This is a genomic window from Aurantiacibacter sp. MUD61, assembly GCF_027912455.1.
GTDB lineage: Bacteria > Pseudomonadota > Alphaproteobacteria > Sphingomonadales > Sphingomonadaceae > Alteraurantiacibacter.
Genome location: NZ_CP115446.1, coordinates 358708 through 371594, shown reverse-complemented (window position 1 = coordinate 371594; position 12887 = coordinate 358708). Strand labels below are relative to the sequence as shown.

Sequence of the window (12887 nt, the reverse complement as noted above, 5' to 3'; positions counted from 1 at the left end):
GCCTCTATCCGATACATGTTTTTACGCTTTGCAGCGGCGCGGTCCCGCAACGGGACAGGGCCCGCGCGGCCATTGTGCGCAAAGCGAAAAGCGCAGACTTTGCGCGCCATGCTCACCCGGCTTTTCCTCGCAATTTTCGCGCTCACTGCAAGTGCTCCGGCCTATGCTGCGACGCCCGCGCAAATCCCCGAAGGATCGAGCGCCACGCTGTTTGCGCTCGGTGTGCTCGGCGTCATCATCGGACGTCGTTTGTCGATGCGCAAATCGGATGGCGAAGAGGACTGATCCGATACCTGCTTGACGCAGGCACGCCGTCTCCCCATTGCTCGGTCAATGGACACCCTATCCCGACTTGAAACCACGATTGCCGAGCGGCGCAGCGCGTCGCCCGATGCGAGTTACGTCGCGAAACTGAACGCCAAGGGCTTGCCCAAAATCGCCGAGAAAGTGGGCGAAGAGGCGACCGAGACGATAATTGCCGCGCTGACCGGCAGCGATGCGGAGCTGACCGGCGAGGCGGCGGATTTGCTGTTCCACCTGCTCGTGCTGCTCGGCGCGAAGGGCGTGTCCCTATCCGATGTAATGGCCGAACTGGATCGCCGCGAAGGCGTTTCCGGCATCGAAGAAAAAGCTGCGAGGACCTCTGACTGATGGCAATCGATCCGACTGCGGATTACGATCCCGACAACATCTTCGCGAAAATCCTGCGCGAGGAAATTCCCTGCAACAAAGTCTATGAAGATGAGCATGCGCTCGCCTTTCATGACATCAATCCGCAGGCGGATGTGCACATCCTGGTGATCCCGAAGGGCGAATATGTCAGCTGGGATGATTTCTCGGCCAAGGCATCGGCAGAGGAAATCGCGGGCTTCGTCAGGGCGGTGGGCCATGTCGCGCGCGATCGCGGACTGGTGGTGCGCGGCTATCGCCTGCTCGCCAATATTGGGCGCAATGGCGGCCAGGAAGTGCCGCATCTGCACGTCCATCTGTTTGGCGGCGGACCGCTGGGGCCGATGCTGGCGCGGTAGATCGTGTCGGACTGTCGCCGGAATGACTCGGCTCGGCGATTAACCCTCTTTTGCTTCGCCGCTCGCACTTGTAAGCAGCCGTTCAGATATGGATGAGCAAATACAGCCACCCTCGGGGGTTATCGATGGGTCACGACACCTTTATCCGGTGCGTGTTTTCTTTGAGGATACCGACCTGTCCGGCATCGCCTATCACGCCAATTATCTGAAATGGTGCGAGCGTGCGCGTAGCGACATCCTGCGCCTTCTCGGTATCGATCAGCGTAAAGCGCATGGCGCGGGTGAGGGTTTCTATGCCGTCTCCGAAGCGAATATCAAATGGCGCCGCCCGGCCATGCTGGACGATGTGCTGACTGTCGTCACCACCTGCGATGCCGTGCGTGCGGCAAGCTGCAATATGGTGCAGAAAATCTACCGCGATGATGAGCTTCTGGCTGAAGTCGATATCGTCGCCGCTTTCCTGTCCAGCGATGGCCGGCCCAAGCGCCAGCCAGCGCAGTGGCGCGAAGCTTTTGAAACATTTGTCCAGAAAGACACTGAATGAGCCTGCTTGATACTCTCTCCGCCGGAGCCGCCAGCGCCCCCACACGGCTCGATCCGATCGAACTCTTCATGCAGGCGGATATTGTCGTCCAGATGGTGATCGTCGGGCTGGTGCTGGCCTCCATCTGGGTCTGGGCGATCATTGTCGGTTTCACGCTGAAAATGGGCAATACGAAGCGCAAATGCGATGCGTTCGAAAAGGGCTTCTGGTCCGACGATGATGTCGATGGCCTGCTCGATACGCGCCGCCAGAATGACAATGCGTCTGCCCGCGTGGCCGCCGCCGGGATCAGCGAATTCCGCCGCAGCCACAAGGCTGGCCTGCGTGACAAGGAAGCGGCGCGCAACCGCGTGGCGCAGGCGATGGAAGGGCAGGTCGCGCTGGAATCGGACAAGCTTGCCAATCGCCTCAACTTTCTCGCCACCGTCGGTTCGGTCGCGCCGTTCGTGGGCCTGTTCGGCACCGTCTGGGGCATCATGAACAGCTTCTTCCAGATCGGCTTGCAGCAGAACTCTTCGCTCGCCGTGGTCGCTCCGGGTATTGCCGAGGCACTGTTTGCGACTGCGATCGGCCTGTTCGCCGCTATCCCTGCGGTGATCGCTTACAACCGCCTGTCGAACACCGTGAATGGCTTCGAAGCCCGTCTCACCCGCTTTGCCGACCGTGTGCATGCGCAGGTGAGCCGCGAAATGGAAACCGTCTAAATGGCGATGGGAATGACCGGCGGCAGGAAAGGACGAGGGCGCGGTTCGCGCCGCGCGCCCATGGCCGAAATCAACGTCACGCCGTTTGTGGACGTGATGCTGGTGCTGCTGATTATCTTTATGGTCACCGCGCCATTGCTCGCCAGCGGCGTTCCTGTGGACTTGCCGGAAAGCCGCGCCAATCCGGTGGATCAGGAGCCTGACCAGGTGACCGTCGCAATCGATAGCGCAGGGTTTGTCTATATCGACGATGTGCAGATCGAACCCGGAGCATTGCCGCAAGCCCTCGACAGCATTGCGGGGCCAGAGGGAGCCGAGCGTCCGCTCGTTAATCTGCGCGCCGATCGCGCGATCGACTGGGGCCGGGCAATGGCGGTGATGGGTGAGCTCAATCGCGCAGGCTTCAACTCGATCTCGCTGATCACCACCAGCGGCGCGGCTCCGGCTGAGGATACGGCGCCCGCTGACGCTGGCGGCGAACTTGAAGCCGTGGCGGTAACGCCCGGTTCAGGCGCAGCCGAATAGCCCGAGAGATTATGGCCGCACTCGCCCACCAGTCCACGGAAGAACGCATCGGCATCGGTGTAGCCGTGGTGGCGCATATCGCGCTGGCGGGCGGGCTGATGTGGATGGCGCAGCAGCGTGACCTTGATATTCCCCCACCGGCAGACCGGGTGGAAGTGAGGCTTGCGACAGAAGTCAGCCTGGAATCCACTGCACCCGATCCAGCGGTTGAATCGGCGGCGAGCCTCGCGCCGGAAATCGCCGATCTTCCTGAACCGGCGGAAGCGGTCACCGTGCCGCCGCCCGAGCCAAGAGTTGCCCCGACGACGACGCCCCGCGTTGCCCCGACAACCCGTCCGACGACGCGCCCGACACCCGCACCAACGCCCAGCGCGACAGCATCGCAGCGACCGCGTGGCAGCCGGCTTGACGACAATTTCCTGCCGAATACCGGCGCAGGTGAGGGGAGCCGCGGAGCACCTGCTGCCAACTTTGGCCCGCAGGAGCGCGCTGCCCTGGCTTCTGCCATCACGCGGCAATTGCGTCCGCATTGGAGCGCGCCGTCGGGAGTGGATGTGGATCAGCTGGTTACAGTCGTCTCTTGGCGTCTCAACCGAGATGGTTCGCTTTCTGGCCGCCCGAGGTGTGTGACGCAGCGTGGAATAAATGACAGCAACCGTCCGCAGGCGTCGTTGCATTGCGAGCGCGCCATTCGCGCGGTCCAGCTTGCTGCACCTTTCAACTTGCCAGACCAGTTCTATAGTCGGTGGGACGATCTGGAATGGGATTTCGACCGGAGATTGTAATGCGTATCTTGAGTTCACTTGCCGTCGCCGCATTGCTTTTCGGCACACCGGCCATGGCGCAGGACGATCTCGATCCGGCGACGATGGCCTCGCAGGATGGCGAGCCTGAAGCGGTGGCCGATCAGGATGATGGCCCGCTGCGTGGCACGGTGACCGACGACTCTGCTTGGCAGGATCTTGGCATCGCTATTGCTGCGTTCGCCACCAATCGCGATGTGGCAACGCCCGCCAATTCTTCCGGTACCGAGGCTCTTGGCCTTGAGCTAGCACGCGTTGTTTACAACGATCTGCGCTTCAATGGCCTGTTCCGCCCGGTCGGCCCAGACGCTTTGCCGCGCCCCAGCTATGACCAGATTACCGCGCCCGCGTTCGGCACGTGGCAGGGCCGGTCGGCTGAAATGCTGGTGCACGGATTTGTCCGCGCGAATGACGATGGCCGGTTGACGGTCGGCTGCTACCTTTACGACGTGGCCTTGCAGACCGAGCTTGTGCGCGAGGGCTGGGTTGTAGCTCCTGCCGAGTGGCGCCGTGCGGCACACCGCTGTGCCGATCTCGTCTATTCCCGCCTGTCGGGCGAAGACCCGTTCTTCGATAGCCGTATCGCCTACATTGCGGAGACCGGGCCCAAGGATAACCGCGTCAAGCGGCTCGCCATCATGGATAGCGACGGCGCCAACCACCGCTTCATCACCAATGGCCAGTCGACCGCGCTCAGCCCGCGCTACTCGCCCGATTATTCGCGTATTGCCTATCTGTCCTATGTGGACGGCAACCCGCGCATTTATGTCTATGACATCGATAGCGGTCGCCAGCAGCTGGTTACCGAAAGCCCCAATGCAACCTTCGCCCCGCGCTGGAGCCCGGATGGCCGCTATATCCTCTATTCGATGGCTGTTTCCGGCAATACCGACATTTACCGCGTGCGCTCGGATGGTTCAGGTCGACCGGAGCGTCTAACCTCCGGTCCGGCGATTGAAGTGGGTGGCTCTTATTCGCCTGATGGCCGCCAGATCGTGTTTGAAAGCGACCAGTCCGGCGCGCAGCAATGCTATGTCATGGATGCGGATGGCTCCAACCAGCGCCGCATCAGCTTCTTCGGCGGGCGCTGCGCCACGCCCGAATGGAGCCCGCGCGGAGACCAGATCGCCTTCACGCATATCGCAGGCGATTTTCGCATCGCGGTAATGAACCCGAACGGGCGCAATATGCGCCAGCTCACCAATGCATGGCACGATGAAGGGCCCACCTGGGCGCCCAACGGCCGCATCATCCAGTTCTTCCGGACGGAGCGCAATTCCGGCGATACGAGCATCTGGCAGGTGGACCTGACCGGTGACAACGAACGCCGCTTGCGCACGCCGGTTGGCGCGTCAGATCCGGCCTGGGGACCGGTTTTGCCGTAAATGCGTTATATCCCCATTGGGCCGCGAAAAGAGTCCATTTCATAGGTTCAAGGAGAGCCAAAACATGAATCGCATTGCTATCGCCCTTACTGTTTCCAGCGCTCTGGCGCTCGCCGCCTGTAACCGGCAGCCGCCGGAAGTCACTCCCGATCCTCCGCAGGATGTTGTGACCAACCCCACGCCGACGCCGACGGCTACCACGCCTGCCGGCCCGCAACCCGGCTCGCAAATGCATTTCGCCGATGCGATGATGGGCGCGGACACGATCTATTTCGACACCGATCGCTATAATATCGATTCAGAGGATGCGACGGCGCTGCGCCGTCAGGCCGAATACCTGCTGCAATACACCAATGCCCGCGCGACCGTGGAAGGCCATGCGGACGAGCGTGGCACGCGCGATTATAACCTCGCCCTGGGTGAGCGCCGCGCCAATGCCGCAAAGAACTATCTAGTGAGCCTCGGCGTGCCGGAATCGCGCCTCAACACGGTTAGCTATGGCGAGGAACGCCCGGTGGCCACGGGGTCCAACGAAACCGCCTGGGCGCGCAACCGCCGTGCAGTCACGGTGATGATCACGCGCTGACCGGCGAAATTAATGACTGATCGGGAGAGCCCGGTCGAAAGCGGGCGCGGCAATTTCGATTGTCGCGCCTGTTTCGTTCTTGGCAATGCTCGCACGATCCGAGTGGGAAGGGGTGGCAATCAGCACGAACGCCATCATCGCGAAAAGCGATGCCGTTGCAGAAATGGCCAGCTGTTTGCTCACGGTGTACCTTGTCCTTCGTCGTCTCGGTTTGCTGCAATGCAACATATTGCTTGCCAAATCGTTCCCTCAACCCGTCCACCCGGCCAAACAGACCGGGTTACATAGGGCACTTTGCTGGCCTATAGGCGTTGGATGCCCATGACTTGGATTATTCGATAATGGTCGGATCGCGTCGGTCGAACGACTGGGGCTTCCCGCGCTGGCGTGGCTATGAAGATAGCCGCGAGGCGGCAACCGTGCGCCTGTGCGACCGGCACGGGTGCGAGGAAAAGGGCGATTGCCCCGCGCCCAAGAGCCCCAACAGCAAGGATCGCTGGTATTTCTGCCAGCGTCACGCAGCGGAATACAATAAGGGCTGGGACTATTTCGAAGGGCTCGACAAGGAAGAGGCCGCCAAGCGCGCCAAATCCGAGCAGACCGAGAACGCCGGCTATGCCGAAGCACAGCATTACGGCTGGGGCGGGAGCGGCGATGGATCGCGCAGCGCCGATGAGATGCGCGCACTCGAAGTGCTCGAACTGGAAGCGGACGCCGATTTCGATGCGATCAAGCGCGAATGGCGTGCGCGCGCAAAGAAAGTCCACCCCGACGTGAAGCCCGGCGATGAAGCTGCGGCGGAGGAATTCCAGAAGCTGCAGCTTGCCTATGAAGTCCTCAAAGCGGCCGAAGAACGGCGCGAGTGGAAGGGCTGACCAGGCTCGGCCCTACGCAGTTTTACCAGGGCCCGCGCTCAGCCCAAATTTTCCGCCACTACCCTAGGCGATGCCCTTACCAAGGAGCATCAGCACGATGGGTGTGCATAGTCCGATCAACCGCGCAACGCATGGCATGGTGTCAGCCGTGCCCGTCGGTTTGTCGCCGGTGGAAGCATCGCAGCGCATTCTTCGACTGGCACTGATCGCATCGCTGGTCTTCGCCGGATTTGGCCTCCTAGCATCCTTCGGTATTTCGCTGACCCGGGAAAGCGGGCGGATTGCGGCAGTCTGGATGCCCAATGCCGCCTTGCTCGTCCTGCTACTGCATAGCCGCGAACGGCATATCCCTGTGTTCATGCTGTCGGCTTTGGCGGGCAATATTGCGGCCAACCTTCACGTGGGAGATTCGCTGTTCTTCGCGACCGGTCTAGGCGTAGCCAATCAGATCGAAGTGCTGATCGTCCTTTACGGGATGCAGCGCTTTGCGGTGGTCAATCCCGACTTCACCGGAACGCGGGAGATCCTGATCTACACAGGAACCGCGATTGTCGCAGCATCGTGCTCTGGCCTTGTGGCGAGCCTGTTTATCGCGCCCGATGGCCTGGCGGGCCTATGGTCGATGTGGCTCGTCTGGACACGCGCGGACGCTTTGGGGCTACTGCTGATTGTCCCTGCCAGTTCGATCCTGATCAAGGCATGGAAGCGCCGCGATCAATTGACACGTGCCAAGCTGGGCGAGGCCATGCTGATCATCGCTTTCGGAACCGCGGTCAGCTTCTACACCTTCTGGCAGACGGACTATCCCTTCCTGTTCCTCGATGCGCCCTTGGTGATCCTCTATGCGGTGCGGCTGGGGCCTGTTGGCAACGCCATCGCCATCATCAATCTCGCCCTCGTCGCGGTGATTGCCACCAGCCTTGGCAGGGGGCCGATCAATCTCGTCGACGGGTCGGTCAGTGAAAAGGCGATGGTGTTGCAGCTCTTCCTCGCCAGCAGTTTTGCTGTGGGTCTGCCCATTGCATCATTGCTGCGGCACAAGGTGGAAGCGGCAGAGGCCAAGTCGCGCTTCCTCGCCAGCATGAGCCACGAAATTCGCACACCGATGAACGGCGTCATCGGGTTTACCGACCTCCTGTTGCAGACACGGCTTGACCCGCAACAGCGCGAATATGTCGAGCATATCGCCAATTCGGGCGGCAGCATGACGCGGCTGCTCAACGACATCCTGGATTTTGCGAAGATCGAAAGCGGGCAGATGGTGCTGGAGGAGCAGGATTTCGATCTGCACCGCGTACTGCGCGAAAGTGCCGAGATGTTTCGCGGCACAGCGCAGAAAAAGGGGATCGCGCTTCACTGCGATATTGATCCCTCGGTCCGGCAGTATGCCCGTGGCGATCCCTTCAGGCTGCGGCAGGTGCTGCTCAACCTCATCGGGAATGCGGTGAAATTCACCGATCGCGGGGAAGTCGAGTTGCGCGCGCGCACGCGCGATGATCGGCTGATGATTTCGGTGCGAGATACCGGCATCGGTGTGCCGGAGGAGCATCTCGGGCGCATCTTCGGGCTGTTTGAGCAGCTCGATCAGGGCACCGCACGGCGCTACGGCGGATCGGGGCTGGGGCTGGCGATTTCTGCCGATCTGGTGCGCCTGATGGGTGGCACAATTCAGGTCGTCTCGAAGGAGACGATAGGCTCAACCTTTACCGTCAGTATTCCTAGCCGCGAAGCCGAGAATGCTATTGAAGGAGCGGAAGAAACTGCGCCACATCGCACTATGGATGAAAGTCCCCAGTCCGATGAGCACTACGCCGAAGACATCAATTCGATTGACCACTGGCCTTCCGCCAGCACCCGCAATCTGCGAGAGGGCGGTAGGCTGACGCCTGACCGATCCTCTTCCCGCTTCGCGAGATCCGACGCTTAGCAGACGTGATCAATCAGCGATGATATTGCCCAGGAAGGTGCGATTATCATCCGCATTGAATGCGACGAAGGTGATGAAGAGTTCATCCCGGTTCGGACCCGAAAGCGCACCGGCAAACTCACCCGTCAGGTCAAAATTGGTGTCTTCAATCGTGCCGCTGAAAGTATTGCTAGCTAATACAGTCGCACTGAAATCGAGTTCGGCGACCTGGACCTGAACATTGTTCACGGTCTCAAAAATGGTAATCGTACCGGTGATGGTGTCATCGGTTCCGGGCGTGATGGTGAAAGTCACTTGCGGAGCGGAAAGGACATCAGGCGCAGTCACGCCTTCCTCGCCGCCAACGACCAGCGGATCGCCTGTGTACGTGAGGTTCGACGTGATGTCCGTATCGTCGGCAGAGACCTGGAAGAATGCCGTCACGCGCTGGCTACGCAGGGTTCCATCAACGGTATCGCGGGTGAAATCCTGGTTGTCGGTTTCCAGCGTTGCGCGAAGGATGTGGGTGAAGGGCAAATCAAGCGTGAGGCCCAGATCGCCGTCCTGATAGACGCGCTGCGTGGCAGAGCTGCTGACCAGATCGGCGGCATCGAAAGTGGTGGTCGTCGATTGCTCCGGATAGCCGATGGTCACGCTGTTGGGGTCGGCGTCATAGTCGATGCCGCTGTTGCCGTTGATGCGCGTCGCATCATTGAAGAATTCGACGCCGCCATCGGGCGTAAAATACGCGACAATTGCGCTGGTGTTGGCAGAAGTCGCGACGAAATCGGCGGCGAAATCAAAATTGATGACGCCCGAACTGGGAGTCGGTGTCGGCGTTGCCGTTCCGCTGTCCGTCGGCGTTGGGGTGGGCGTATCATCGCCGCCGCATGAAGTGACCATTGCGCCGCAAGCTGCAACACCGATGAGAAGACCGATTTTCCGGATCACGCTATTTCCCGTCCGATTCCTGAAAGTTTGTGAGTGTCCATGCACTATCGAAGCTTTCCCTTAGCTGTCTGGACAGCGGCGGGGCAAGCGGCGTTTGCCGCTCTTTCCCATGTTCGGCAAGTTGGGCCGACGAAGAGGCGATCCCGCGCGCCGTGGCAGACGCGCGGGCGTCCGCCCCATTCAGAAAGGTGCCGCAGCGATTATACCGCTTCCAGCGCCTGTTCGAAGTCGGCGATCAGATCGTCCGGATCTTCGATGCCGATGGAAATGCGCACCAGATTATCGGTGATGCGCAATTCCGCACGGCGGCCTTCGGCAACCGAGAGGTGAGTCATGCTGGCCGGGTGGCTCGCGAGCGTCTCGGTGCCGCCGAGGCTGACCGCGAGCTTCGCGACTTTCAGCGCATCGAGGAAACGGAAGCATTCCGCCTCACCGCCCTTGATGAAGACCGAGAAGGTGGAACCCGCGCCAAGGCAATGGCGATCGTAGATGTCCTTCTGGCGCTCATCCTCGATCATGCCGAGATAGCCGAGGCCTTCCACCTTGGGGTGGCTTTTCAGGAATTCGCACACCTTGGCCGCGTTCTCTCCGGCGCGCTGCATGCGCAGTTCGACCGTTTCCAGCGAACGCAGCAGCATCCATGCGGTGTGTGGATCGGCGATGCCGCCCATCGTGTTGCGCAGCGCGCGGATCGCATCGACCCACTTCTTCGCGCCCGAGACGGAGCCGGCCACAAGATCCGAATGACCACCGACATATTTGGTCAGCGAGTAGACGACGAGGTCTGCGCCATGATCGAGCGGGCGCTGCCAAATCGGGCCGAGGAAAGTGTTATCGATGGCGATCGGGCAGCGATCGGGGTCGAAATGCGCATCGCGCGCTTCCTTCACCGCTTCGATATCGACCAGAGCGTTGGTCGGGTTGCCGGGGCTTTCGAGATAGATGAGCGGCACTTCGCCGCCTTGCTCTTCCGCCTGAGCCTTGGCGCGGGCCATCACATCGTCCAGCTCTTCACGCGTCGCGCCTGCCGGGAATGCGATATAGGTCACGCCATATTTCGCCATGACCTTGGCGACGAAACCTTCGGATGCTGCATAAAGCGGCCCGGAGTGCACGATCACATCGCCAGCGTTACACGCGGCCAGCATCAGCACGGCAATCGCCGTCATGCCGCTGGAGAAGCACAGTGCATCCTCTGCACCGTCCCAGATGGCGAGGCGATCTTCGAGGATTTCCTGGTTCGGCCCATTGAAGCGCGAATAGACAAGGCCTTCCGCGCCGCCCGGGCGCTTGCCGGTGATGCCTTCGAAATGGCGTTTGCCCGCCGCAGCATTCTCGAATGCAAAGGTGCTGGTGAGGAAGATCGGCGCCTTTAGCGAACCTTCGGAAAGGGCCGGGTCGAAACCGTGGCCCATCATCAGCGTGCTGGGCTTCATCGGGCGACCGCCGATTTCGGTGATTTCGGGTTTTGGCTTGCGGCGCGGGGTAGGGGTGGTGACGGCGCCTAGCGGGTCGTCCTTCTTGTCGGCCATGATTGGCTCCTTCCTTGGTCTCACCCCTAGGAAGGCAGGGGCTGGATCGGCCACCGGGGCTCCCGTTCCTAACCTCCGCAGGAACGCTTCTCCGCCGGGTAGCGATAGTTTCAGGCGTAATTATAAGCGGTAACGATTCTGCGCAAGTCTTGCTCCCCGCCTTGTCAGCCGAGCACTGGAGCGATTGCGAAAACCACGCCAACGATCACGAAAATGCCGATGAGATCGAGGGTCAGGCCCGCCTTGATCAAGCGTGGAAGGGCTATGCGACCGGTCGACCACGCGATGGCATTCGGCCCCGTTCCGGCGGGGAGGACGAAGCCCCAGCTTGCTGCCAGCGCGACGGGCATGGCGAGCAGCAACACCGTATCCGCATCGCCGCCAATCGCCACGGCCAGCGCGGCGACCACGGGCATGATGCCGCTCGCTGTCGCGACATTGCTGGCAAATTCGGTAATCAGCACGACCATCGCCACCAGCGCCAGCGCGATCAGGAAAAGCGGGACCCCTGCAAGCGGAAGAAGGGCATTGCCCAGCCAGTCCGCAAGGCCGGTGCGCATCATCGTGCCAGCAAGCGCCAGTCCGCCCCCGAACATCAGCAGCACGCCCCACGGTGCTCGATCCGCTTCTTTCCATTCGAGCAGTCGGCGACCGGATCCATCGGGCAGCACGAACAGGGCGAGACTGGCAGCGATGGCAATTGTTCCGTCGGTGATCGCGCCCTCGGGCAGGTGAGGTGCGGCAAAGCCACGCAGCATCCAAGCGAGAAAGGCAATCGCGATCACGGGCACCAGCCTCCGTTCAGCGCTGCTCCAATCCCCCGGTGGATCGATTGCGGCGCGCGCCGCTGGTATGTCGAAGGGATGAGCGGAAATGCGCTGCACCTTGGCGATGATTGCCGCAGCAATCGGAATGCCGATCACCACGATTGGCACGCCTAAGAGAGCCCACCGGGCAAAGGTGATCTCGACACCCGAAATCTCGCGCAGCAAATCCGCGCCGATGGCATTGGTGGGGGAGCCAATGATGGTGCCTAGACCACCGATACTCGCGGCAAAGGCCAGGCCCATCGGCAGAGCCCCGAACAAGCCTTCGGTATGCGGGGTGTCTTCATCATCCACGATCCCTCCCGCCAGCACGGCCAAGGCCATCGGCATCATGATCAGCGCGGTGGAGGTATTGCTGATGATGTTCGACAGGATCGCAGCCGCAATCATAAAGCCGAGCAGCAGCCCGAATTCGCCGCCGCGCCCGCCGATCCGGTCGAGAATCCAAGCGGCGAGGCGCTTGTGCAGACCGGTCCGCTCGATGGCGAGCGCGATAAACGCACCGCCCAGCAGCAGGAAGATGATGGGCGAGTAATAGTCGGAGGCAACTTCGCGCGCAGTCCCGCCGCCAAAGAACGGCGCGATGATGAAGGGCAGCAGGCCTGTTACCGGAAGCGGCACTGCCTGCGTCATCCACCAGCTCGCCATCCATGCGACAAGACCCGCGGCATTCCAGGCCGGATCGCCCATGCCCTCTGGTGCAGGCAACAGCAGGGTGAGCGCGAACAGCGCCGGGCCAAGCCAGAAGGCTATGCGTTCTGCAGTCATGCGATGCTGTCCCTCCCGCGCAATCTGCGATACCTTCTAGGCAATCGGGCACCAGCGGCAAGGAGGATGCGATGGCGGAAGGAAAGGTTCTGGGGATTGGCGGATTGTTCATCCGCTCGGCAGACCCCGCAAGACTGGCGGCTTGGTATCGCGATCACCTCGGCATTACCGCGACCGAAAGCGGACAGCCCACGCCTTCAGGCGAGTGGGTGTGGATGCAGGACGCGGGGCCTACTGTATTTGCCGGCTTCAAGGCCGATAGCGATTACTGGCAGGGCGACCGGCAAGTAATGCTCAACCTTCGGGTCGAGGGATTGGAAGCGATCCTCACCAGTCTCGCCGCCGCTGGCATCGAGCATTCCCACCGCGAAAGCATGGACGGCGTCGGCGATTTCGCCCGGATCGTGGATTGCGACGGGAATCCGATCGAGCTCTGGGAGCCTGCATAGCTAT

General features: G+C 61.4%; 16 protein-coding genes. 12 read left to right on the top strand and 4 right to left on the bottom strand.

Annotation, left to right across the window (positions count from 1 at the left end):
• Window positions 1-108 precede the first annotated feature (108 nt).
• The 9 genes from O2N64_RS01700 to pal all read left to right on the top strand — a co-directional run bounded on the left by O2N64_RS01700 (window position 109) and on the right by pal (window position 5575).
• Complete coding sequence (locus O2N64_RS01700; RefSeq protein ID WP_271078569.1) at window positions 109-285, top strand: PEP-CTERM sorting domain-containing protein; 177 nt, start codon at window positions 109-111, stop codon at window positions 283-285.
• 48 nt (window positions 286-333) lie between these two features.
• The gene (locus O2N64_RS01695) at window positions 334-651 is read left to right on the top strand and encodes a phosphoribosyl-ATP diphosphatase (protein WP_271078568.1); all 318 of its coding nucleotides are present in this window, start codon (window positions 334-336) and stop codon (window positions 649-651) included.
• Entirely contained in the window at window positions 651-1028 is a 378-nt protein-coding gene (locus O2N64_RS01690) for a histidine triad nucleotide-binding protein (RefSeq protein WP_271078567.1), read from the top strand. Before O2N64_RS01695 ends, O2N64_RS01690 begins: the two co-directional genes overlap by 1 nt.
• A gap of 148 nt (window positions 1029-1176) precedes the next feature.
• The gene (locus tag O2N64_RS01685) at window positions 1177-1572 is read left to right on the top strand and encodes a YbgC/FadM family acyl-CoA thioesterase (protein ID WP_333781570.1); all 396 of its coding nucleotides are present in this window, start codon (window positions 1177-1179) and stop codon (window positions 1570-1572) included.
• On the top strand, window positions 1569-2276 hold the full coding sequence (tolQ, locus tag O2N64_RS01680) for a protein TolQ (RefSeq protein ID WP_271078565.1): 708 nt from the start codon (window positions 1569-1571) through the stop codon (window positions 2274-2276). The genes O2N64_RS01685 and tolQ overlap by 4 nt, the downstream gene beginning before the upstream one ends.
• Complete coding sequence (locus O2N64_RS01675) at window positions 2277-2801, top strand: ExbD/TolR family protein (protein WP_271078564.1); 525 nt, start codon at window positions 2277-2279, stop codon at window positions 2799-2801. It begins immediately after the preceding gene.
• An 11-nt stretch (window positions 2802-2812) separates the two neighbouring features.
• Window positions 2813-3586, top strand: coding sequence for an energy transducer TonB (locus tag O2N64_RS01670; protein ID WP_271078563.1), 774 nt, complete (start codon window positions 2813-2815; stop codon window positions 3584-3586).
• Entirely contained in the window at window positions 3586-4989 is a 1404-nt protein-coding gene (gene tolB / locus O2N64_RS01665; protein WP_271078562.1) for a Tol-Pal system beta propeller repeat protein TolB, read from the top strand. The genes O2N64_RS01670 and tolB overlap by 1 nt, the downstream gene beginning before the upstream one ends.
• Before the next feature lie 64 nt (window positions 4990-5053).
• Entirely contained in the window at window positions 5054-5575 is a 522-nt protein-coding gene (pal, locus tag O2N64_RS01660; RefSeq protein ID WP_271078561.1) for a peptidoglycan-associated lipoprotein Pal, read from the top strand.
• A gap of 9 nt (window positions 5576-5584) precedes the next feature.
• Here the strand turns inward: pal and O2N64_RS01655 are convergent, their stop codons facing one another.
• The gene (locus O2N64_RS01655) at window positions 5585-5758 is read right to left on the bottom strand and encodes a hypothetical protein (protein WP_271078560.1); all 174 of its coding nucleotides are present in this window, start codon (window positions 5756-5758) and stop codon (window positions 5585-5587) included.
• A 158-nt stretch (window positions 5759-5916) separates the two neighbouring features.
• Here O2N64_RS01655 and O2N64_RS01650 point away from each other — a divergent pair, with 158 nt between their 5' ends.
• Window positions 5917-6450: a J domain-containing protein gene (locus tag O2N64_RS01650; RefSeq protein WP_271079694.1), complete on the top strand. Its 534-nt coding sequence runs from the start codon at window positions 5917-5919 to the stop codon at window positions 6448-6450.
• A gap of 97 nt (window positions 6451-6547) precedes the next feature.
• Window positions 6548-8377 carry a sensor histidine kinase gene (locus tag O2N64_RS01645; protein ID WP_271078559.1) on the top strand — a complete coding sequence of 610 codons (1830 nt, stop codon included), beginning with the start codon at window positions 6548-6550 and terminating at the stop codon, window positions 8375-8377.
• Between the two features lie 9 nt (window positions 8378-8386).
• On the opposite strand, the gene O2N64_RS01640 is transcribed toward O2N64_RS01645, so the two are convergent.
• From O2N64_RS01640 to O2N64_RS01630, 3 genes are all read right to left on the bottom strand, one after another.
• Window positions 8387-9307 (bottom strand): hypothetical protein, encoded by a 921-nt coding sequence (locus O2N64_RS01640; protein ID WP_271078558.1) that lies wholly within the window; start codon window positions 9305-9307, stop codon window positions 8387-8389.
• A 200-nt stretch (window positions 9308-9507) separates the two neighbouring features.
• On the bottom strand, window positions 9508-10839 hold the full coding sequence (locus O2N64_RS01635) for a cystathionine gamma-synthase family protein (protein WP_271078557.1): 1332 nt from the start codon (window positions 10837-10839) through the stop codon (window positions 9508-9510).
• 164 nt (window positions 10840-11003) lie between these two features.
• The gene (locus tag O2N64_RS01630) at window positions 11004-12434 is read right to left on the bottom strand and encodes an SLC13 family permease (protein WP_271078556.1); all 1431 of its coding nucleotides are present in this window, start codon (window positions 12432-12434) and stop codon (window positions 11004-11006) included.
• Between the two features lie 71 nt (window positions 12435-12505).
• Between O2N64_RS01630 and O2N64_RS01625 the strand changes: the two genes are divergently transcribed.
• Window positions 12506-12883 (top strand): VOC family protein, encoded by a 378-nt coding sequence (locus O2N64_RS01625; protein WP_271078555.1) that lies wholly within the window; start codon window positions 12506-12508, stop codon window positions 12881-12883.
• Window positions 12884-12887: the final 4 nt, after the last annotated feature.

Bases quoted from the DNA above. Each gene is read 5' to 3' on its own strand.
- tolQ (WP_271078565.1), top strand. From the start codon at position 1,569: ATGAGCCTGCTTGATACTCTCTCCGCCGGAGCCGCCAGCGCCCCCACA.
- pal (WP_271078561.1), top strand. From the start codon at position 5,054: ATGAATCGCATTGCTATCGCCCTTACTGTTTCCAGCGCTCTGGCGCTC.
- O2N64_RS01630 (WP_271078556.1), bottom strand. From the start codon at position 12,434: ATGACTGCAGAACGCATAGCCTTCTGGCTTGGCCCGGCGCTGTTCGCG.
- O2N64_RS01690 (WP_271078567.1), top strand. From the start codon at position 651: ATGGCAATCGATCCGACTGCGGATTACGATCCCGACAACATCTTCGCG.
- tolB (WP_271078562.1), top strand. From the start codon at position 3,586: ATGCGTATCTTGAGTTCACTTGCCGTCGCCGCATTGCTTTTCGGCACA.
- O2N64_RS01700 (WP_271078569.1), top strand. From the start codon at position 109: ATGCTCACCCGGCTTTTCCTCGCAATTTTCGCGCTCACTGCAAGTGCT.
- O2N64_RS01645 (WP_271078559.1), top strand. From the start codon at position 6,548: ATGGGTGTGCATAGTCCGATCAACCGCGCAACGCATGGCATGGTGTCA.
- O2N64_RS01695 (WP_271078568.1), top strand. From the start codon at position 334: ATGGACACCCTATCCCGACTTGAAACCACGATTGCCGAGCGGCGCAGC.
- O2N64_RS01670 (WP_271078563.1), top strand. From the start codon at position 2,813: ATGGCCGCACTCGCCCACCAGTCCACGGAAGAACGCATCGGCATCGGT.
- O2N64_RS01625 (WP_271078555.1), top strand. From the start codon at position 12,506: ATGGCGGAAGGAAAGGTTCTGGGGATTGGCGGATTGTTCATCCGCTCG.
- O2N64_RS01635 (WP_271078557.1), bottom strand. From the start codon at position 10,839: ATGGCCGACAAGAAGGACGACCCGCTAGGCGCCGTCACCACCCCTACC.
- O2N64_RS01675 (WP_271078564.1), top strand. From the start codon at position 2,277: ATGGCGATGGGAATGACCGGCGGCAGGAAAGGACGAGGGCGCGGTTCG.
- O2N64_RS01650 (WP_271079694.1), top strand. From the start codon at position 5,917: ATGGTCGGATCGCGTCGGTCGAACGACTGGGGCTTCCCGCGCTGGCGT.